We start from the raw sequence: 20003 nt of genomic DNA on the forward strand, positions 1-20003 counted from the left end.
AGTAGGTAAGGGAAAAGAGCGACCGCTCAGTCAGCGTCCTGTGCCTGCGCCGGGTCGTGCCCGAGCAGGTCGCCGGGCGTGCACTGCAGCTCGCGGCAGATCGCATCAAGGGTGGAAAAGCGGATGGCGCGCGCCTTGCCGGTCTTCAGGATCGACAGATTGGCCAGGGTGATGTCGATGCGCCCGGCCAGCTCGGACAAGGTCATGCCGCGTTCCTGCAGCATGCGGTCCAGGGTGATGACGATCGCCATCAGATGACACCGTCGAGGTCGTCGCGCATCGCTGCGCCCACGGCGAACACGCGCGCCAGCACGAACAGCATCAGCACGGCCACCAGGCCAGTGATCGACATGCCACCGCCGACCTCCATCCAGGTGAAATCCGGGCCCATCCAGGCCGAATAGGCACCGATCAGGATCGACAGCAGTTCCATTGCCAGCATCAGCCAGGCCATGCGCTGCAGCCGCCGTGCATTGGCGTGGGTGAACGGCCGCTCGCGCGCCGCCGACTTCAGCAGCCTCAGCAGATGGCGCAGGAACAGCAGGCACAGCACCAGCAGCGCGATGATCGCGCCCAGGCCCAGGCAGAAGTGCAGGAACAGATCATTGCCGTGCGCGGCAGCGGCCTCGGCGTCATGCACGCTGTCGAGCAGCCAGCGACGGTTGTGGGCGACCAGCGGCACCGCCAGCAGTGCGGCCAGGATGCCCAGCCAGCACATCGCCCGGACGGCCTGTACGGCGGCCTGGGCCAGGGCAAACAGGCCTCGCGCGGGTCTGGCGCGGGCGGGACGAGCGGTCAAGCGGCCTCCGGTGTTGGGGTGGACGCGCCGCCCCGGGATGGATTTATCGATAAACGATATATCACACGCCCCGTGAAAGGCTGAACCGCAGGCGTGGCTCCTGTCAGGGCCCGGGCGCGTCCCGCTCCAGCATCGCTTCACCCGGCGTCGCAGAGGCCATCGCCTGCACGCCGGCATCGGCGGCCTGCCGCGTGACCAGGCGGAAGCGCACCTGCAGCTTGCCCTGCCCCGGGGTGGCCCAGCCGTACTGGATGGCCACCTGATCGGCCGAGAGCGGCCCACGTCCCGGCAGCGAGCGCACCTGCAACGGCATCGGCGCGGCCTGCACCAACCGGGCGAATCCCTTCTGCACGACCGCCGCGTCGGCCTTCTCGGCGTAGACCGTGCACGTGCCATCGTCAGCCCAGCTCACCGCATAACGGCCACTGGCCAGGGGCACCATCCAGGCCACACCCGATTGCCCCTGCAACAGCGTGGCGGCTTCGGCGGGCTGCAGCGGCGACAGCCCATTGGATTCCATCAGCGACTGCAACCGCGCCGGGGCCCCGATGTGCTGCATGCAGGCGGTATCGAACAACTCGCTGAAGGGATCCTGCGCCGGAGCCTTGGCCTTGGGCGTGCGCGCGGGTTGCGCCGCCGCCAGGGTGGGCAGCAGGGCCAAAGCCAGCCAGAACGCAGGACGCATCGGGATTCCACGCTACGGAGAACAGCAGGGAGGATGGCAAAGCCCGGGCGCGCCGCGCAATGGGTCATGGCTTGACAGCCGCCACCGGCGGGAGGAGTATCAGTTAACGAATTAGTTAATTAGCTCGCCATGGACCGCATCTTCGAAGCCCTTGCCTCCACCGCCCGCCGGCAGATCCTGGCCTATCTCAGCGCCGGCGAACTCAGCGCGGGCGAGCTGGCCGAGCGCTTCGACTTCAGCAAGCCGGCGTTGTCCAGCCACCTGCGCATCCTCGAGGAAGCCGGACTGATCGAACGCGAAAAACGCGGCCAGTTCGTGTACTTCAGGCAGGTACCCGACCGTTTGGCCAACACGTTGTTCTCGTGGGCGGCCGAAGTCTGCCCGGTAGGCGGCCCGCTCAAGCGTGAAGCCCGCGCCCGTCGCAAGGCCCCCGCCCGCTGATCCGCCCCGCCAAGGAGCATGACGATGCCTGGTTCGACCCGCGATCGCCGTTCGTTTCCAGCAGTGCAGCTTCCGGCACAGGACGGCGGCAGTCCGACCGAAGTCACCCTGATCGCGCAGCTCGGCATCGGTGCCGGTGACGCGCTGGTGAGTGACGCCGGCCAGCGTCAGCGCCACCACCCGGCGTTCATCGATGCGTTGGATGAACCTTCGGCGCGACTGGGTGGCATGCACCTGCAGCACGGGGATGCCTCCTCGCTGTACAGCTTCACCGTCGGTGCCGATGGCCACCCGTTTCATCGCCATGCAGGCCCGCGCATGTTCACCGCCATCGCCGGCAGCGCGGGAGCCGAGCTGCGTTTCGCCACCGCCTCCGACACGCAGCTGGCGGCAGATCCCGGTGCCTTCGCGCGCACGCTTCGGCGCATCCGCATCCCACCGGACTGCCTGTTTACCGTGCGCTTCGGCGGCGGCACCTGGCACCAGTTCGCGTCGAACCATCCTGCACATCCAGCGCTGTTCGCGTTGTCCTGCCACAGCAATGAACTGGCCGGCGCGATGAGCGAGCAGGCGCGTGCACAGGTGCAACGCAATGCCGCCGATATCCCCAGCCTGACCGAGGTGCTTCCGGAATCGCACTGGCCTTCGGGCACTTCGCTTGCGGCGGCACCGCTGTTGCAACTGTCGCTGCAGGCGGCGCCTCCCAGCCTGTGCGCACACCTCTGCGCGCGTACCCGTGCCCTGCTCGGCCCGCTGCGCCGCATCCCCATGCGGCCGCTGCGCGGGTTCGTCGAACGTGCCACACCGGCCTATCCCATCCGTTCGCGGCCCGCCGCCACCGATGGCATGCTGCCCACAGCGCTGCCGCACAGCCACTACCAGGACCTGACCACCCTGTGCCTGGACCCCTCGCAGGTGGTCCACCGTTCCGCGTCGGCACTGCTGGCCGATGTACTGGACGGCTTCCTGCGCAATCCGCCCAGCGGCGTAGGCCATCTGATGGCGCTGCGAAACCGACTGGTGGCGCCGTTGCGGTTGCGCACGTCGCCGCTGGGATGCCCGGTGTCGTCACTGCTGTCCACCGATCGCAGCCGGTTGTTCGCTGGTCGATTTCCGGTGCTGGATTCGCACATCGATACGCAGGACAACGACGCCGAAGTCCTGCTCGGCGCCGACGATCGGCACCTGCGTTTCCGCAGCAGCGTGCGTGTGCAGCGGCGTAGCGATGGACATGTCGAGATCAGCCTGGGCTCTCGCGTGCAGACCCTCAATGCGTTCGGCAGCATGTACATGGCACTGATCGACGCCGGGCACCGGCACTATGTCGCGCCGGCACTGTTGCGGCGTGCGGTGGAACACGCCTTGGCACCGGAGCTGGCCAATGTTGGGGATCCGGCAGCACACCCTGCGCACTGCTGACCCTGGAACACGATGGCCGGGCGCTGCACGGTTCCGCTCAGATCACGATTTCGCCCTCGTCCTCGCCATCCCAGTAGTGGATGCGGCTGGCGCGCACGTGAATCAACACCAGTCCCGGTGTATCCACGCCCTGTTCGAACCATCGCTCCAGGTCCTTCACCCAGTGCTGGCTCATCGTGGCCCGGTCGCGCACCAGCGCTGCCCTGCCCTGCACGTGGACGAACAACGGTGGCTTGCCCAGCAGCGACTTGCTGCCGGAAAAACCCAACGCGACGGCGGGGTCAGCTTCAATCTCGCGCACCATGTCGGTGTCTTCGGTGGTGAAGAACCAGCTGTCACCGTCATAGTCCACGTCGCCGTTGTTGCTCATCGGACGACCGGCAATCTCTCCGCCGGCGTGGGTCTGCAGCATCGTGAAATCGATGCCGGCCATTTTCCTGGACAGTTCAGGCAGGGTGAGCTGGGTCATGTCGTCGTCCCTCGTCGGATGGAATCCCAGCGTCTGCGCAGGGCGGTGACCGAAGCGTGGATGGGCAGTTGCGACCTCTTCACAGAAAACGCGATAGGGCGCATGGCACGTGTGTGACGCATTCCTCACCACCACACCCGCGTTAAAAGCGGATGGAGGAACGGTCCTCCACGCCGCGACACGCCTCTAACAGGGCATTGCCCGAGAATCGCGCAACCTCGCGATGCATCCGGCATGGCCGCCGGCATCACCGGGGCTCCCCTCCGCAACCGCATGGCCCCCACATGGACCTGTTCGCCTGGCTCGCGTTCGGCTGCTACCTGTTGGCGTTCTTCATTGTCTCGCTGTTTGCTGCGGCCTACCTGAAACGCTCCGACTTCATGCCCTACCACGGCCAGGCCGTGGGCCTGCCATGGAAGGAGGTCGAACCGCGCATGCAGTTGCTGCTGATGGCACTCATCCGCGTGGTCGGCGCCGGTTGGATCGCACTGGCCGGCGCCGGCGTGATGCTGGCCTGGCTGATCTTCTTCGGCGGACACTTCGCGCTGCCGCAACTGCTGGCCTTCCAGTTGTTCTGCCTGGTCGCCACCGTGCCGCCGGTACTGGTCGCTTCCGGCGTGCGGCGACGCACCGGTGCGCGTACACCGGTGCCCGCCGGCGCCGCGGTGGTGCTGCTGTCGGTCATCGGATTCGTGCTGTCCCTGTTGGCACTGTCCTGATGCGTGCTCCCTCCTCCCCCTCCATCGAGGCTCCCATGAATCCCGAATCGATCTTCTACAGCGTGGTCAACGGTGATCTGCCGCCCTCCCAGGCGGGCACCCTGCTCGGCTGGCGATTCGTCGACTACGACGACGCACTGCGCCGCATCCATGTCGAGTTCGACGCCGGGCCGATGCTGACCAACCCGATGGGCAACGTGCAGGGAGGCTTCCTGTCGGCGATGCTGGATGACTGCATGGGGCCGGCGATCTACGCCACACTGCCCGCCAACCGCATCGCGGTCACGGTGGAATCCAAGACCAGTTTCGTCAGTCCGGCACGACCCGGGCGCATCATCGGTTGGGGCGAAGTCGAGCACAGCAAGGGGAGCATCGCCTTCACGCGTGGCTGGCTGACTGACCCGGCAGGCAACGTACTGGCCACCGCCACCGCCACCTTCCGGGTGGGTGCGCTGCGCTGGCGTGGCTTATCGGTACCACGTCCGATCGCGCGCCGGATGATCGCGCGGACGCTGCGGCGGGTGCATGCACGCATCGGCTGAGGCGTGCCATCAGCGCGTGATGCGACCGCCACCCGCCACCCGTACCCGATCACGCCCCTGCGCCTTGGCCCGGTACATGGCCGCATCGGCGGCACGCAGCAGGGTGCGCCAGCCCAGCGCGTCGGTGCCGCCCTCGGCCACGCCGAAACTGGCGGTCACCCGCAGCACGGTGCCGCCGGCCAGCGCGATGTCCATCTGCTGCAGGGCCAATCGCAATGACTCGGCCAGCTGGCGGCCACCGGCCAGATCACCGTCGGCCAGCAGCACCAGGAATTCCTCGCCGCCATAACGGGCGATGCTGTCGCTGCGGCGCAGCTGATGCCGCAACAACTGCGCCACCCGCACCAGCACTTCGTCGCCGGCATCATGACCATGGCCATCGTTGATCGCCTTGAAGCGATCCACGTCCAGCAGGATCACCACGGCGCTTGCATCGCCCCCCGCGTGTCTCTGCTGCACCACCTCATCCAGCGCGCGCCGGTTCAACAATCCGGTCAGCTCGTCGGTGCCAGCGAGCTGGCGCAGCTCGCTGGTCAGTGCCGAGCGCTCGCGCGATTTCCCACGCAGTACTTCGATGGCGTCGAACAAGCGCTGCATCTCGGCCAGCGGGTGGGTGACATGCTGCTCCGGACCGGGTGCATCCGACGCAAGCTGGATCACCTGCGCCTGCGCCTGCAGCAACGGCTGCAGGATCTGCCGATGGGCAATGCGCAATGCCACGCCCAGCACCACCAGTGTGCCCAGCGCGGTCGCCACCAGCACGGCCAGGCGCATGGCCTCGCGATTGCGGGTGCGTTCAAAGCGGGCGATGGACACGCTCAGGTAGCCATCACGCAGCGCCTCAAGCGACTGCAGGGTCGGCACGTAGCGCGTGGTGAATTCGGCGGCGGTCCATGGCGGCGGCAGGCCTCGGCGGCCATCTTCGATCAACTGCTCGATCATCGGCAGCGATTCGCCGAAGAACTGCCGACGCGCCATGTCCCAGTGCCATGACAATTCCGGGTCACTGCGGAACACCGACTCGTGGCTGCCCGCCAACCGCCACAGCTCCAACAGGCGACCCTCGGTCTGCAGTGCAGCGCGTACCTGTTCCTCCCGCCATGCCCCTGGCACCGCCACCGGCGCCATCACATTCGAGGCCAGGCGGCCACCATGCTCGCGAAGATCGATCAGCACCTGGCCCTGCATCGCCGGAATCGCTGCTTCACGGTCGGCGCTGACCAGCACGTTGATCTGTGCCGAGGTCAGCAGGTGCAGGCGATCGACCACGGCGAACATGCCACTGATCGCACGCTCCACCTCCTCCACGCGGCGTGCGTCATGGGGTTGCGCCACGACCCGGTCGACCGCAGCCCGCGCCGATTGCAGGCGACGTTGCGCGTCGGCCAGCAGCCCTTGCTCGTCGACCACTCCCGGATCAGCCTTGAACACGGTGTCCAGCTGCAGCAGGGCAGCGTCGACCCGCTTGCGCGCGGCCGCCAGCTGCGCGGCCAGCCGTGCCTGCTCGGCCGCATCGGCCGGGTCGGCCCCCAGCAGGCTGTTGCCGGGGCCGCGTTCGGCCGACACCAGGTTGGCCAGGTCGAAGGTCTGCCGCAGCTGGCGCAGGCTGGCCAGGTTGTCCTCGGCGGCCGTGAAGCGCAGCGTGCCCTGCACCAGTGCGATGGCCATCAGCGGCAGCGTACAGACTACGAACAGCCCAGCCAGGATCCAGACCCAGGTCCGCAATCCGATGGGCGACGCCTTGCGGGCCATGCACATTTCCCCTGTAGTGCCGAACACTGTAACGGCCGGCTACACAGGCGCCAAGCCACTCGCGGGCCAACCGTGGCGGTGGGTATACCCTGCCGACCGCGAACGCACCGACAAGGCCGCGCGAACATTCGAACCGGGACAAATACGTCATGCCCAGCCGCGTCAGATCCAGCGCTGGTCGACCAGTTCGCGCTTCACGTAGGCATAGAACACCGGCGCGGCGACCAGGCCCGGCAGGCCGAAGGCCGCCTCCATCACCAGCATGGCCAGCAGCAGCTCCCAGGCACGCGCCTGGATCTCGCCACCGACGATGCGCGCATTGAGGAAGTACTCCAGCTTGTGGATCACGATCAGGTACAACAGCGCGGCCACAGCCACATAGAACGAGACCGACAACGCGACGATGCTGATGATGGTGTTGGAGATGATGTTGCCCACCACCGGCAGCAGGCCGGCGATGAAGGTGATCAGCACCAGCGTCTTGGAAAGGGGCAGGTGCACGCCGAACAACGGCAGCACGCCCAGCAGGAAGATGGCGGTGAAAATAGTGTTGAGCAGGGAGATCTTCACCTGCGCGAACACCACCTGGCGGAACGCGGTGGCCAGGCGGCTGGTGCGCCCGATCAGCTCCTGCGCCAGCGGCCCCATCGTCGGCAGCGGCAGTTCGTCGTACAGCGCAATCATCGCGCCCAGCACCATGCCGATCAGTACGCGTACACCCACCTGAACCACCGAGGTACCGGCCACGCCCAGCTGGCGCTGGTGCTCGGCGGCCCAGTCATTCAGCGCCGCACGCAGCGCCGGCATGTCCTCGGGGATATACGGCTGCAGCAGCGCTGGAACCTGGTGGCGCGACGAATTGAGGATATCCATCAGCCGTGCCAGCAGCGCGTCCGGCCCACCGGTCTCGTTGCGGAAGAACGAGGCCACGCCGATGCCGGCCAGCACCAGCGCGCTGATGATGATCGCCGACAGCACGATCACCGCGATCGCCCGCGCCCGTCCCGGCGGCAGCTTGCCTTCCACGGTGGACGCCAGCACATGGGTCAGCTGGAACACCAGCAGGCCCGACAGAAGCGTCACCACCAGGCCGAGCTTCAGCGCCAGCCACATGCCCAACAGCATCATCAGCCAGGCCGCGATCCTCGCAACGGGGGGCTTGGGCTGGGCAACGAGGGCGTCTTGCATGGGCGGCGCGTCCGGGCGGGGTGGCCCATGGTAGAGGATTGGCGTGCCGATTCCGCGTGCAGGATGAACGGGCGTTTCGGCCTCGTTCGGCGGCAGCCGTGCCGCACTCACTCGCCGTAGCTGGCTGTGTTCTTGCCCTGCCGCTTGGCGTGGTAGAGCGCGCGGTCGGCCAGTGCCAACCAGTCCTCGACACTACCGCCACGCGGCGTCGCGGCAATGCCGATACTCACGCTGAACTCCACGCCCGGCGTGGCCTGCCGCGCGGCCTCCAGCAGGTGCAGGCGCACCCGCTCGGCCACATGCATCGCATCGATGGGCGCGCAGTCGCGCAGCAGCACCACGAACTCATCGCCCCCCAGCCGCGCGGGCGTATCACCGGGCCGGGCAAAGGTGCGCAATGTCGCCGCAATATGCCGCAGCACCTCATCACCGGCGCGGTGGCCATGCGAGTCATTGATGCGCTTGAAATCATCCACATCGAGCATCAGCAGGCAGGCAAAGCTGCCCTGCCCTTGTGCCTTGTCCAGCGCCTGCTGCGCACGCAGGATCAGGAAGCCACGGTTGGCCAGCTCGACCAGCGGGTCCATCCGGCTGAGCCGCTGCAGCTGACGGTTCTGCGATTTGACCCGGCGCGCCAGCTGCCAGCTGAGAATGCTGAGGCCGATGCCATACACGAACAGGAACGGGACACTCAGCACGATCGTGCGCTGCGAGGTGACCGGCTGGTAAGGGAAGCCGAGCAGCCACCAGGTGAGTGCGAAGCCCAGCAGCAGGGCCAGCGTGGCGCGCATCGCCAGGCGCACGCCACCGGCGGCGATCTTGTCGGCCACCAGCAGCGCGGCGAACAGTGCGCTGGGCACCGCGCTCAACGCCATGAAGGCGATCCAGCCACCGCCGAAGAAGGAGTCGGCCACCATGCAGCGGAACTGGACGACCGCCGGCTGGCGGGAGCGCTGGGTCAGCAGCAATGCCAGTGCCGGCCACGCCAGCGCGTTGAGCAGCAGCAGGACCCACGCCAGCCCGCCATCCTGGCGTTCAAGCATGATCGAGGCGATGGGGATCGCTCCCAGTCCATTGCCGACGAAACGCATCCAGCCGATGCGACGTGCCGCGCCAATGCCTTCGACCGCGCCTTCCGCCGAATCGGTGAAGAATGGCATTGCCGCCCCCCTTGCGCGATCGCACCTGCTGCTACGGCCCTTGCCGGGCTGCCTGCGATGAGTCTGACAGCTTTGCGTCAATTCGGGATCAAGGTTGCACGATATCGCGCGGGCCGGCTGCCACCCTCCCGCGGCCCCACCCCGTGGTCACCTGCGTCGGGGCGCAGCCGTCGATCCCCGCACCATCAGGCTGAAATCCAGCGTCTGTTGAAGCGGAACATCCACCTGTTCGATGATGGCGAGCAGCAGGTTGACCGCGCGCGCGCCGATTTCCCGCATCGGCTGCCGGATGGTCGTCAATGGCGGCGTGAGGTAGCGGGAAGACGCCAGATCATCAAAGCCGACGATGGACAGGTCTTCCGGCACGCGGATGCCCAGCTCCCGGCAGGCCGCCAGGGTGCCCAGCGCCATCTGGTCGCTGAAGCAGAAGATCGCCGTTGGTGCGGACGTGCCGTCCAGCAGCGCCATGGCAGCTGCATGGCCGGATTCCACTGAAAAATCCCCGGGCACGATGCTCAGCTGGCGCAGGCGGCCGCGCGCCTTGCCGGCCGCCCGCACCCCTTCCAGGCGCTGCTGGTGCAGGGGATTGTCCGGCGGCCCACCGACCACGGCGATCCGTTCATGGCCCAGTGCGTACAAGTGCTCCATGACGGCGCGTGCGGCGGCGGTATTGTCGATGTGCACACTGGGCAGGCCCAGCGCGGGATCGAACTCGCAGCCGTTGACCACCGGCGCGGCAGCCCCCCTCTGCTGGACAATCTCGCACGCCGTCGGTGGCAGGCGATGGCCAAGCACGATCATGCCGTCGGCCTCGTTGCGCCGGAGCATCTGCGCGTAGCGCTCCTCGCGGTCGGGTTGGTCCTGCGTATCGCCCAGCAGCACCGCATAGCCGACAGCCTGCGCGGCGTCTTCCGCGCCCTGCAGGATCTGCGCGAAGAACGGGTTGGCGATATCCGGCACCGTGACCAGGATCTTGCCGCTGCGCTGGGTCTTGAGCGTGCGGGCGACCGTGTTGGGCACGTAGCCCAACGCCGCGGCGGCCTGCTCGATGCGCGTGCGCGTGGCCGGCAGCACTTTGTCCGGCCGCGACAGTGCACGCGACACGGTGCCGGCGGAGACGCCGACGTGCTTTGCGATGTCGTAGATGGTGGCCATGGCGTTAGTTCTCCCGCCCGCTGTGCACTGCACAACAGGTCCTGCGTAAGCCCCTGCTAGGATAATGCAATCGATTGCATCGAGGGCGAATCACGTTGAAGACGCTCAAGGGTCCAGCGCTGTTCCTGGCGCAGTTCATCGGCGACACGGCTCCTTTTGATCGGCTGGACACGCTGGCCGGATGGGCCGCGGGTCTGGGCTATTCTGGCGTACAAGTCCCCACCTCCGCGCCCCACCTGTTCGATCTGGCCGAGGCCGCGCGCAGCCAGGCGTACTGCGACGACCTCGCCGGCATGCTGGCCGGTCATGGCGTGCAGATCACCGAGCTGTCCACCCATCTGCAGGGGCAGCTGGTCGCGGTCCATCCGGCCTACGACAGCCTGTTCGACGGATTCGCACCCGCGGACAAACGTGGCGATCCCACGGCCCGCCAGGCCTGGGCGGTGGAGCAGCTTCTGTTGGCCGCCAAAGCCAGCCAGCGGCTGGGGCTGACCGCGCATGCCACGTTCTCCGGCGCATTGGCCTGGCCCTATTTCTATCCCTGGCCGCAGCGCCCACCGGGACTGGTGGAAGAAGCCTTCGCCGAACTCGGCCGCCGCTGGCGCCCGATCCTCGATGCCTTCGATGCCTGCGGCGTGGATCTCTGCTTCGAGATCCACCCGGGCGAGGACCTGCACGATGGCGCGACCTTCGAACGCTTCCTCGATGTGGTGGATCATCACCCCCGCGCCAAGATCCTGTACGACCCCAGCCACCTGCTGCTGCAGCAGATGGACTACCTGGGTTTCATCGACCGCTACCACGCGCGCATCGGCATCTTCCACGTCAAGGACGCGGAGTATCGCCCCAGCGCAAGCAGCGGCGTGTATGGCGGCTACCAGGACTGGATCGAGCGTCCGGGCCGCTTCCGTTCGCTCGGTGATGGCCAGATCGACTTCAAGGCGATCTTCTCGAAGTTCGCCCAATACGACTTCCCCGGCTGGGCGGTACTGGAATGGGAATGCTGCCTGAAGCACCCCGAGGACGGCGCACGCGAGGGTGCCGCCTTCATCCGCGACCACATCATCCGCGTGACCGAACGCGACTTCGACGACTTTGCCGACAGTGGCACGGACGCCGCATCACTGCACCGCATGCTGGGAATTTGAGCCAAGACCGCCCCGGGAGGGCAAGCCATGACGCACGCCATGTCGCGCCTGGGCGCGATGATGTTTCTGCAGTTCTTCATCTGGGGGGCGTGGTTCGTCACCCTCGGAACCTACCTGGTGCAGGGCCCGCTGCAGGCCAGCGCCAGCCAGGTGGCCACCGCCTTCCTCAGCCAGTCCATCGGCGCCATCGTGGCGCCGTTCCTGGTCGGGCTGATCGCCGACCGCTACTTCGCGGCGCAGCGCATCCTCGCGGTGCTGCACCTGGCCGGGGCGGTGCTGATGTGGCTGGCGTCCACCGCCACCAGCTTCAGCATGTTCTCCGCCTGCGTGATGGGCTACATGCTGCTGTTCATGCCGACATTGGCACTGGCCAACAGCGTGGCGATGCGGCACATGCAGTCGCCCGAGAAACAGTTCCCGCTGGTACGCGTGGCCGGTAGCATCGGCTGGATCGTCGCAGGCGTGCTGATCGGCTGGCTGGGCTGGGAACAGGCCCATCGGCTTGAACTCACCTTCCGCATGGCCGCGCTGGCATCGCTGGTGCTGGGCCTGTATGCATTCACCCTGCCGCACACGCCACCGCTGGCGCAGCAGCGCGATGCCGGACTGGGGCAGATCCTGGGGCTGGATTCGTTGCGACTGCTGAAGTCGCGCGCCTACCTGGTGTTTTTCCTGGCGTCCATCGCCATCTGCATCCCGCTGTCGTTCTACTACAACTTCACCAATCCGTATCTCAACGACCTGGGCGTGCGCGGCGCAGCAGGCCTGCAGTCGCTGGGCCAGGTCTCCGAAGTGCTGCTGATGCTGGCCATGCCGTTCCTGTTCGTGCGGCTGGGGGTGAAGACCATGCTGGCGGTCGGCATGGCCGCCTGGGTGGTGCGCTACGCCATGTTCGCCTTCGGCGATGCGGGCAGCGGCTTCTCGCTGCTGGTGATCGGCATCGTGCTGCACGGCATCTGCTACGACTTCTTCTTCGTCACCGGCCAGATCTACACCGATGCGCATGCCGGCCCCGCCGCGCGCAGCAGCGCGCAGGGCTTCATCACCCTGGCTACCTACGGCGTCGGAATGCTGATCGGCACCTTCCTGTCCGGCGCGGTGGTGGAGCACTTCACCACCGAGGCCGGCCCCGACTGGCAGCAGATCTGGCTGTTCCCGGCCGGCGTTGCACTGGTGGTGTTGATCGCCTTCCTGCTGCTGTTCCGCGACCGGCCGACGGTCACGGCCGCGCCCTCCACACCCTGAGGATCCCCGTCGATGCCCAAGCTTGGAATCGCCATCGTCGGCGCTGGCATGATCGGTGCAGTGCATCGTCGTGCCGCACTGCTGGCCGGTGCCGAGGTGCGCGGCGTAGCCGCCTCGTCACCGCAGCGCGCGCATGAGACCGCGCAGTCCTGGAATGTCCCGCGCGCCTACCGGGATATCGAGGAGGTGATCGCCGATCCGCAGGTACAGGTGGTGCACGTGTGCACGCCCAACCATCTGCACCGCGCCATGGCACAGGCTGCGCTGGAAGCCGGCAAGCACGTGATCTGCGAGAAACCGCTGGCGACGACGCTGGACGATGCACAGGCGCTGGCGGCGCTGGCCGCATCGACCGGATTGGTTGCCACGGTGCCCTTCGTCTACCGCTACCACCCAGTGGTCCGAGAGGCGCGCGCACGCATCGCCCAGGGCGATCTGGGGCCGTTGCACCTGATCCACGGCAGCTACCTGCAGGACTGGCTGCTGGATCCGGCCAGCAACAACTGGCGCGTGGACCCCGCGCTGGGAGGCACGTCGCGCGTGTTCGCCGACATCGGTTCGCACTGGTGCGACCTGGTCGAATGGGTCAGTGGCGAGGGCTTCGCCGAAGTGAACGCGGCGTTCTCCACGGTAATCGCCGAGCGTGGCGCCGTCAGCGGGCAGAGCTTCAGCACGCCAACGGCCGCCAGCGCGATGCAGGCTGTCACCAGCGAAGACGTGGCCGCAGCGATGTTCAGGACCGGCGCCGGCACGCTGGCGTCATTGACGGTCAGCCAGGTCTCGGCCGGACGCCACAACCGCCTCTGGTTCGAGATCGATGGCGCCAAGGCCAGCGTGGTCTTCAACCAGGAGGATGCCGAACGACTCTGGATCGGCCTGCCCGATCAGCGCGAGGAAACCTTCATGCGCGGCCCCGGTGCCGGCAGCGCCGAACAACGCCGCCTTTCCGTGCTGCCGGCCGGGCATGCACAGGGCTACGCCCAGTGTTTCGAGGCGTTTGTGGCCGACACCTATCGCGCCATTGAAGGCGAGCGGCCGCAGGGCCTGCCTACCTTCGAAGACGGCCTGCGCTCGGCACGGATCGTCGATCGCGTCATTGCATCAGCCAGGTCACGTGCCTGGACCACCATCGGTTGAATTCCGGGAGGATCTGTTGATGAAAGCTCTTTTCCGTAGAAGTGCAAGTCTCATCCTGCTGCTCGCTGCCCTGCCCGCCTTCGCGAGCGAAGCCGCCACCACGCAGAAGCCGATCGCGGTGCAGATGTACACCCTGCGCAATGCAGGCTCGCTCGATCAGCAGTTGAAGATCGTCCACGACGCGGGCGTCCGTGCGGTGGAAACGGTCGGTACGCAGAACACCAGCGCCACCGAACTCAAGCAGCTGCTGGACCGGTATTCGATCAAGGCGGTTTCGTCGCACGTGCCACTGGCCGAGCTGCGCGACAACCTGGATGGCGTGGTGGCCTTCAACCGCTCGATCGGCAACAGCACGCTGGTGGTGCCTTACCTGGACCAGAAGGACCGCCCAACCGATGCCGCGGGTTGGACCGCATTGGGCAAGGAGCTGGGCCGCATCGCCAAGCAGGTGCGCGGCAAGGGCATGCGCCTGGCCTATCACAACCACGATTTCGAGCTGGCCGACTTCGACGGTCAGACCGGGCTGGAGCTGCTGTTCGCAGCGGCCGGGCCCGACCTGCAGACCGAGCTGGACCTGGCCTGGGTTGCACGCGCGGGCCTGGACCCGGCGGTGATGCTGGGAAAATTCCGTGGACGCGTGTTTGCGGTGCACGCCAAGGACAATGCGCCGAAGGGCCAGGCCCAGGATGAAGGCGGATTCGCCGCGGTGGGCCAGGGCGTGCTGGACTGGAACGCGATCCTGCCCGCCGCTGCGGCGGCCAAGGTGCAGTGGTACATCGTCGAACACGACCAGCCACGCGACCCGGCCAAGGTCATCCAGACCGGCGCGGACTACCTGCGTGAACACCTGCCCGCCAACGTGCCCACCCGTGCACGGCGCTGACGCATCAAGGAGCCCCACATGAAGATGATCCTGGCCCTGGCCCTGGCTCTGGGCGGCATGAGCACTTCAACGGCAGCCCGGGCCAAGGACGATCCTGCCGCCGGCGCGAAACTCTATGCCCAGCACTGCACTGCCTGCCACGGTGCTGAACGCGCCGGCGTACCGCCTACCTTCCCGGCGCTCACCGACGTCGGCAAGCGGCTTCAGCCCGCCCAGGTCAAGGACAAGATCAGGAAGGGCGGAGGATTGATGCCGCCCTTTGCCCAGCTGTCGCAGCAGGAGATCGACGACCTCGCCAGCTATCTGGCGAAGTAGGCGGCCGGCGACCACGCCGGCCGCGTGCCGCTACAGTTCGCGCACCCAGATGTTGCGGTAGCTGACTCTGGAGTCATGCTCCTGCAGATAGAGCGGCGCGCACGCATGGGGTGCGTACGAAGGCGCACCGATGTACTCGGTCCTGCCTGCCAGCACGGTGTCGTCCTGCACGAGTACGCCGTTGTGCAGCACGGTGATGCGCGCGGGCGACGTCAGGCCGCCGCCCTGCGAGAAGCGCGGTGCCTTCCAGATGATGTCGTAGACCTGCCACTGGCCCGGTGCGCGCGAGGCGTTCACCCGTGGCATGGCCTGCTTGTAGATCGAACCCGCCTGGCCGTTGGCATACGTCGGGTTGTTGTAACTGTCGAGCACCTGCAGCTCATACAGTTCCTGCAGGAAGATGCCGCTGTTGCCCCGGTTCTGGCCGTCGAAGCCCTTCGTCTCGGTGGGGGTACGCCATTCGACATGCAGCTGGACATCGCAGAAGCGTTGCCGGGTGCGGATGCCCTTGCTGCCCGGAACGACGGTCATGGCGCCATCGGCAACCGTCCAGGGCACGCGCCCGCCCTGCTCTGCCTCCCACGCCGAGACATCCTGGCCATCGAACAGCACGATGGCGTCGGACGGCGCCTTGCCTGCCGGCGTGGCCACGACTGCGGGCACGGGCGTCCACACTTCGGTCTTCTTCGGGTCACGCGCAGCGTCGGCGCCGTCCTGAGCGAATGCAGATGCAGCGGCCAGCAGGCCGGCCGTGATCAACGCAGGGCGGATCATCAGGGTGGCGTCCATCAGCTGGTCCCCCACGCGGGCGTACCGGGGACATAGGACAGGTCACCATCGTAGCGGCCCGGCACGGCGACGTACTGCAGCACACCGGTCGCCCCGACCTTTGAAGTGAAGAAGCCGAAGATGGCCAGCTGCTTGATCATCGTGAAGTAATGCGGCATGGCCTCGCCTTCCTCGGGAGTGCCGGTCTCGGTCACGTCGGCATTGCGTGCCTTGGCTTCGGCGTCCAGCGTTCGCAGCAACCCGGTGCGGGCTTCCGGCGTGAGCGATACGAAACGGCCACCGGCGCGCGTGTCGATGTCGGCCAGGCCGGCGCGGAACGTCGCCTGCTGCCGGGCGGTGTAGCAGTCGCTGACGAACGTCGCCATGAACGCACCGGCACCCGCGTCCTTGGCCCCGGGCGTCCTTGTCCGCGGCAGGATGGTTTCGGCGATCTCGTCCAGCATGCCGATGTCGGCATCGGAGAACGCGGGCATCGCCCCGGCAGCCGGCACCTTGCCATGCACCAGCGCAGGCAGGCCAACCATGGCCGCTCCGGTAGCGGCAACGATCATCTTCAACAGTTCGCGGCGATCCATCAGAGGTTCCCCGCTTTCAGTTCGCGTACCGCATGGTCGGCCGCGCGCGCGGTCAGCGCCATATAGGTCAGCGAGGGATTCACGCAGGCGCTGGAGGTCATGCAGGCACCGTCGGTCACATAGACATTGGGTGCATCCCAGACCTGGTTGTGCGCATTCAATACCGAGCTTTTCCGATCACGTCCCATGCGTGCGGTCCCCATCTCGTGGATGCCCTTGCCCGGGGCATAGTCGTTGTCGTGCATCTTTACGTCCTTGACGCCGGCCGCCTCCAGCATCTCGGCCGCGTCGGCGGCCATGTCCTTGCGCATCGCCAGTTCATTGGCGCGCATGGACACGTCCATCGCCAGCACCGGCAGTCCCCATTTGTCCTTGCGGTCGTGGTCCAGGCGGATCGTGTTGTCGTGGTGCGGCAGCATTTCACCGAACCCGGTCATGCCGATGCGCCAGTCACCCGGCACGGTCAGTGCCTCCTTCAGATCGGCGCCGATGTTGAGCTCGGCGATCTCGCGCGACCAGCCGGTGCGGCTGGCACCGCCCTGGTAACCGAAACCGCGCAGGTAGCCGCGCTTGTCGGCCGCGACGTTGCGGAAGCGCGGAATGTAGAAACCGCACGGACGGCGGCCGAAGTAGTACTTGTCTTCGTAGCCCTCGACCCGGCCCGAGGCGCCCGCACCGAAATGATGGTCCATCACGTTGTGCCCCAACTCGCCGGACGAAGAGCCCAGCCCGCCGTCCCAGACGTCGGTGGCCGAATTCATCAGCAGCCAGGTCGAGTTGAACGACGATGCATTGAGGAAGATGACCTTGGCGGTGTACTGGTAGGTCTGCCCAGTCTCGGCATCGATGACCTCCACGCCGCGCGCACGCTTGCGATCCTTGTCGTAGAGCACTTCCTTGACGATCGAGAACGGCCGCAAGGTCAGGTTGCCGGTCTTCATCGCCGCTGGCAGCGTCGCCGCCTGGGTCGAGAAATAGGCACCGAAGGGACAGCCCAGGATGCACTTGTTGCGGTACTGGCAGTTCACGCGCCCCTGCTCGGGCATCGGCTGGGTGATGTTGGCGGTGCGCGAGTGGATCATGTGCCGCGTTCCGCCAAAGGCCTTCTTGATGCGCGCGGCCACGTCCTTCTCGACGATGTTCAAGGGAATCGGCGGCAGGAACTCGCCGTCCGGCAGCACGTCCAGTCCTTCGCGCGTGCCGGCGATGCCGGCGAACCTCTCTACATGGTCGTACCACGGCGCGATGTCGGCATAGCGGATCGGCCAGTCGGTGGCGATGCCGTCCTTGAGGTTGGCCTCGAAATCCAGATCGGAGAAGCGATAGCTCTGCCGCCCCCACATCAAGGAACGACCACCGACGTGGTAGCCACGGAACCAGTCGAAGCGCTTGGTCTCGATGTAGGGTGAGTCCTGCTCGTTGGCCCACATCCCTTCCAGGTTCTCGGCCAGGCCGTAGTCGCGCATCAGCACCGGGAAGGCGGCCTTCATCGCCTGCGTTGGCCGGTTGCGGTGCGGGAAATCCCACGCCTCCTTCATCGCGTTGACGTAGTCCTTGACGTGCTCGATGTTGCGCCCGCGTTCCAGCATCAGGACCTTCAGGCCCTTCTCGGTCAGCTCCTTCGCCGCCCAACCGCCACTGATTCCCGAGCCAACAACAATGGCGTCGTAGTGATTATCTGCCATGGGTTTCTCACCTGGGTGGATATCGTTTCAGACGTCGCAGAGGCGGATCGCCTCGCGCAATGAGGCAACGGGATCGGGCGCTGCAGGCGTGAACTCCTGCGCCAGATACCCCTTGAAACCGGTGTCGCGGATCGCGCGACAGATGGCTGGATAGTGGAGCTCCTGCTGGTCTCCGATCTCGTTCCGGCCGGGCACGCCTGCGGTGTGGTAGTGCTTGAAGCAGGCGTGATGCTTGCCGATGGTGGCGATGATGTCGCCCTCCATGATCTGCATGTGGTAGACGTCGTAGAGCAGGCCGAAATTGTCCGAGCCGAGCCGCTGGCACAGCTCCACACCCCACGCGGAGTGGTCGCACAGGTAGTCGCGATGATCGACCTTGGAGTTGAGCAGCTCCATCACCAGCACCACGCCGCGCTTCTCTGCATGCCCGAGGATGCGCTTGAGCCCGGCCTCGGCATTGGCCATGCCGTCCTGCGGGTCCATACCGTTGCGGTTGCCGGAAAAGCAGATGAGGTTTCGATAGCCGGCATCGGCGACCAGATCGATGTGCCGCGTGTAGCGTTCCACCAGCTGGTCGTGGAACTCGCGGCCGGCAAAGCCCTTGGTCAGGCCCAGTTCCGCGCCGTTGCACATCGAACTGTACACGCCATTCGCCTTCAGCGTGGGCCAGTCTTCCGGGCCGACCAGGTCGATCGCGGCAAAGCCGATGTCCTTCACCGTCGTGCAGAGCTGGGCAACGGACAGCTGCGGGAAGGTCCAGCGTGCGACGGAATGCTTCAGGTTGCCCTTGAGTGGCGCCGTGGCGGCGAATGCGGGCAATGCGCCCGCGATTGTCGCGGCCCCCAGGCCAATGCTGCCGGCAACTGCGATGCGCAGCGCATCGCGCCGCGTGAGCCCCCTCGAAGGAGCCGGTCTGATCGAATGGATGGACATCCACCTTCCGGCCTCCCAACCGGTATCAAACGCAACGATTCACAGCAATGCAATCGATTGCACCATAGGGGAGGAAATTGTCTGTTTGCAAGTCGCGGTGCACGAAAAACTGATGGTGCGAGGCACAACGCAGATGGCATCGCGCAAAAAGAAAAGCCCCGCATGAGCGGGGCTTTCTTTTCTGCTGCGAACGAGCGTTCGATCAGAACGGAATATCGTCGTCAGCGAAGTCATCCATCGGCGGCGCCTGCTGCGGCTGCGGACGCTGGTTGCCACCCTGGTTGCCGTAACCGCCGCCCTGGTTGCCGCCCTGGTTGCCATAGCCACCGCCCTGGCCACCACGCTGGCCGCCACCGCCACCACCGCCGCCATACTCCTGGCGCGGAGCCTGCTGGCGCTGCGGACGATCGCCGCCGTAGTTGCCACCACCGCCGCCGCCACCGCCTTCACCGCGGCCGCCCAGCATCTGCATTTCATCGGCAATGATGTCGGTGGAGTACTTCTCCACGCCGTCCTGGCCGGTGTACTTGTCGTAGCGCAGGCTGCCTTCGACGTAGACCGAGCTGCCCTTGCGCAGGTACTCGCCGGCGATCTCGCCGAGCTTGCCGAAGAACACCACGCGGTGCCATTCGGTGCGCTCCTGCTGGTTGCCATCCTTGTCCTTGCGGACGCTGGTGGTGGCCAGGCTGATGCGGGTGATCGCCATGCCGCCCTGGGTGTACTTCACGTCCGGGTCGTTGCCGAGATTGCCGACCAGGATGACTTTGTTGATGCCGCGCGCCATAGGTACCTTCGTCCGTTGTCCAGGGGCAGACCGCCAGTGATAGCACAGCCCCGGGCGGGGGTGCAGTAGGCGAGGCCGCCCCTGTTGAAATTTGGGGGAATGCGAGAACGATGCATCTTAGCATTGCCGCCGCCATCCGCCCGGTCAGAAGACCCCGGCCGCGCAGGAGGATTGAACTGA

22 protein-coding genes are annotated in these 20003 nt (G+C 66.5%); 9 read left to right on the forward strand and 13 right to left on the reverse strand.

Features of this window, described 5'->3' with window-relative positions:
• Nucleotides 1-26: 26 nt before the first annotated feature.
• From JLDANKMP_RS03280 to JLDANKMP_RS03290, 3 genes are all read right to left on the reverse strand, one after another.
• Complete coding sequence (locus JLDANKMP_RS03280; RefSeq protein WP_005408494.1) at nt 27-251, reverse strand: helix-turn-helix transcriptional regulator; 225 nt, start codon at nt 249-251, stop codon at nt 27-29.
• A complete protein-coding gene (locus JLDANKMP_RS03285) occupies nt 251-718 on the reverse strand; it encodes a DUF2975 domain-containing protein (protein ID WP_212560658.1) in 468 nt (155 codons plus the stop codon). The genes JLDANKMP_RS03280 and JLDANKMP_RS03285 overlap by 1 nt, the downstream gene beginning before the upstream one ends.
• Before the next feature lie 184 nt (nt 719-902).
• The gene (locus JLDANKMP_RS03290; protein ID WP_111150155.1) at nt 903-1484 is read right to left on the reverse strand and encodes a hypothetical protein; all 582 of its coding nucleotides are present in this window, start codon (nt 1482-1484) and stop codon (nt 903-905) included.
• A 129-nt stretch (nt 1485-1613) separates the two neighbouring features.
• Here JLDANKMP_RS03290 and JLDANKMP_RS03295 point away from each other — a divergent pair, with 129 nt between their 5' ends.
• The gene (locus JLDANKMP_RS03295; RefSeq protein WP_005408491.1) at nt 1614-1925 is read left to right on the forward strand and encodes a metalloregulator ArsR/SmtB family transcription factor; all 312 of its coding nucleotides are present in this window, start codon (nt 1614-1616) and stop codon (nt 1923-1925) included.
• A 24-nt stretch (nt 1926-1949) separates the two neighbouring features.
• The gene (locus JLDANKMP_RS03300; RefSeq protein ID WP_212560521.1) at nt 1950-3344 is read left to right on the forward strand and encodes a DUF2867 domain-containing protein; all 1395 of its coding nucleotides are present in this window, start codon (nt 1950-1952) and stop codon (nt 3342-3344) included.
• Nucleotides 3345-3381: 37 nt separating this feature from the next.
• On the opposite strand, the gene JLDANKMP_RS03305 is transcribed toward JLDANKMP_RS03300, so the two are convergent.
• Complete coding sequence (locus tag JLDANKMP_RS03305; protein WP_005412573.1) at nt 3382-3813, reverse strand: pyridoxamine 5'-phosphate oxidase family protein; 432 nt, start codon at nt 3811-3813, stop codon at nt 3382-3384.
• Nucleotides 3814-4097: 284 nt separating this feature from the next.
• Here JLDANKMP_RS03305 and JLDANKMP_RS03310 point away from each other — a divergent pair, with 284 nt between their 5' ends.
• Both JLDANKMP_RS03310 and JLDANKMP_RS03315 read left to right on the forward strand, forming a co-directional pair.
• Nucleotides 4098-4532 carry a hypothetical protein gene (locus JLDANKMP_RS03310; RefSeq protein WP_005408488.1) on the forward strand — a complete coding sequence of 145 codons (435 nt, stop codon included), beginning with the start codon at nt 4098-4100 and terminating at the stop codon, nt 4530-4532.
• Between the two features lie 35 nt (nt 4533-4567).
• Nucleotides 4568-5074: a PaaI family thioesterase gene (locus tag JLDANKMP_RS03315; RefSeq protein ID WP_024956981.1), complete on the forward strand. Its 507-nt coding sequence runs from the start codon at nt 4568-4570 to the stop codon at nt 5072-5074.
• Between the two features lie 9 nt (nt 5075-5083).
• Here JLDANKMP_RS03315 and JLDANKMP_RS03320 read toward each other — a convergent pair whose 3' ends face one another.
• The 4 genes from JLDANKMP_RS03320 to JLDANKMP_RS03335 form a co-directional block, all read right to left on the reverse strand.
• Nucleotides 5084-6826, reverse strand: a complete 1743-nt coding sequence (locus JLDANKMP_RS03320; RefSeq protein WP_212560522.1) for a GGDEF domain-containing protein — start codon at nt 6824-6826, stop codon at nt 5084-5086.
• A gap of 162 nt (nt 6827-6988) precedes the next feature.
• Nucleotides 6989-8014, reverse strand: coding sequence for an AI-2E family transporter (locus JLDANKMP_RS03325; RefSeq protein ID WP_049448666.1), 1026 nt, complete (start codon nt 8012-8014; stop codon nt 6989-6991).
• Between the two features lie 107 nt (nt 8015-8121).
• Complete coding sequence (locus JLDANKMP_RS03330) at nt 8122-9174, reverse strand: sensor domain-containing diguanylate cyclase (protein WP_212560523.1); 1053 nt, start codon at nt 9172-9174, stop codon at nt 8122-8124.
• A gap of 147 nt (nt 9175-9321) precedes the next feature.
• On the reverse strand, nt 9322-10329 hold the full coding sequence (locus tag JLDANKMP_RS03335; RefSeq protein WP_212560524.1) for a LacI family DNA-binding transcriptional regulator: 1008 nt from the start codon (nt 10327-10329) through the stop codon (nt 9322-9324).
• 95 nt (nt 10330-10424) lie between these two features.
• Here JLDANKMP_RS03335 and JLDANKMP_RS03340 point away from each other — a divergent pair, with 95 nt between their 5' ends.
• Genes JLDANKMP_RS03340 through JLDANKMP_RS03360 form a run of 5 tightly spaced genes read left to right on the forward strand, consistent with a single transcriptional unit; the run spans nt 10425 to nt 15057 of the window.
• Nucleotides 10425-11477 (forward strand): sugar phosphate isomerase/epimerase family protein, encoded by a 1053-nt coding sequence (locus JLDANKMP_RS03340; protein ID WP_212560525.1) that lies wholly within the window; start codon nt 10425-10427, stop codon nt 11475-11477.
• Nucleotides 11478-11504: 27 nt separating this feature from the next.
• Complete coding sequence (locus JLDANKMP_RS03345; protein ID WP_212560526.1) at nt 11505-12722, forward strand: nucleoside permease; 1218 nt, start codon at nt 11505-11507, stop codon at nt 12720-12722.
• Between the two features lie 12 nt (nt 12723-12734).
• A complete protein-coding gene (locus tag JLDANKMP_RS03350; RefSeq protein ID WP_212560527.1) occupies nt 12735-13859 on the forward strand; it encodes a Gfo/Idh/MocA family oxidoreductase in 1125 nt (374 codons plus the stop codon).
• A gap of 19 nt (nt 13860-13878) precedes the next feature.
• Nucleotides 13879-14742, forward strand: a complete 864-nt coding sequence (locus JLDANKMP_RS03355; RefSeq protein WP_212560528.1) for a sugar phosphate isomerase/epimerase — start codon at nt 13879-13881, stop codon at nt 14740-14742.
• An 18-nt stretch (nt 14743-14760) separates the two neighbouring features.
• Complete coding sequence (locus JLDANKMP_RS03360) at nt 14761-15057, forward strand: cytochrome c (RefSeq protein WP_012479397.1); 297 nt, start codon at nt 14761-14763, stop codon at nt 15055-15057.
• A 30-nt stretch (nt 15058-15087) separates the two neighbouring features.
• Here JLDANKMP_RS03360 and JLDANKMP_RS03365 read toward each other — a convergent pair whose 3' ends face one another.
• From JLDANKMP_RS03365 to JLDANKMP_RS03385, 5 genes are all read right to left on the reverse strand, one after another.
• Nucleotides 15088-15846: a DUF1080 domain-containing protein gene (locus JLDANKMP_RS03365; protein ID WP_212560529.1), complete on the reverse strand. Its 759-nt coding sequence runs from the start codon at nt 15844-15846 to the stop codon at nt 15088-15090.
• On the reverse strand, nt 15846-16421 hold the full coding sequence (locus tag JLDANKMP_RS03370) for a gluconate 2-dehydrogenase subunit 3 family protein (RefSeq protein ID WP_212560530.1): 576 nt from the start codon (nt 16419-16421) through the stop codon (nt 15846-15848). The genes JLDANKMP_RS03365 and JLDANKMP_RS03370 overlap by 1 nt, the downstream gene beginning before the upstream one ends.
• Nucleotides 16421-18106: a GMC family oxidoreductase gene (locus tag JLDANKMP_RS03375; protein WP_212560531.1), complete on the reverse strand. Its 1686-nt coding sequence runs from the start codon at nt 18104-18106 to the stop codon at nt 16421-16423. Before JLDANKMP_RS03375 ends, JLDANKMP_RS03370 begins: the two co-directional genes overlap by 1 nt.
• 27 nt (nt 18107-18133) lie before the next feature.
• Nucleotides 18134-19039 (reverse strand): TIM barrel protein, encoded by a 906-nt coding sequence (locus JLDANKMP_RS03380; RefSeq protein WP_212560532.1) that lies wholly within the window; start codon nt 19037-19039, stop codon nt 18134-18136.
• 202 nt (nt 19040-19241) lie between these two features.
• Nucleotides 19242-19823 (reverse strand): single-stranded DNA-binding protein, encoded by a 582-nt coding sequence (locus tag JLDANKMP_RS03385; protein ID WP_024956969.1) that lies wholly within the window; start codon nt 19821-19823, stop codon nt 19242-19244.
• Nucleotides 19824-20003 lie beyond the last annotated feature (180 nt).

The sequence above is a fragment of the Stenotrophomonas sp. PE591 genome, assembly GCF_018320795.1.
Lineage (GTDB): Bacteria > Pseudomonadota > Gammaproteobacteria > Xanthomonadales > Xanthomonadaceae > Stenotrophomonas > Stenotrophomonas maltophilia.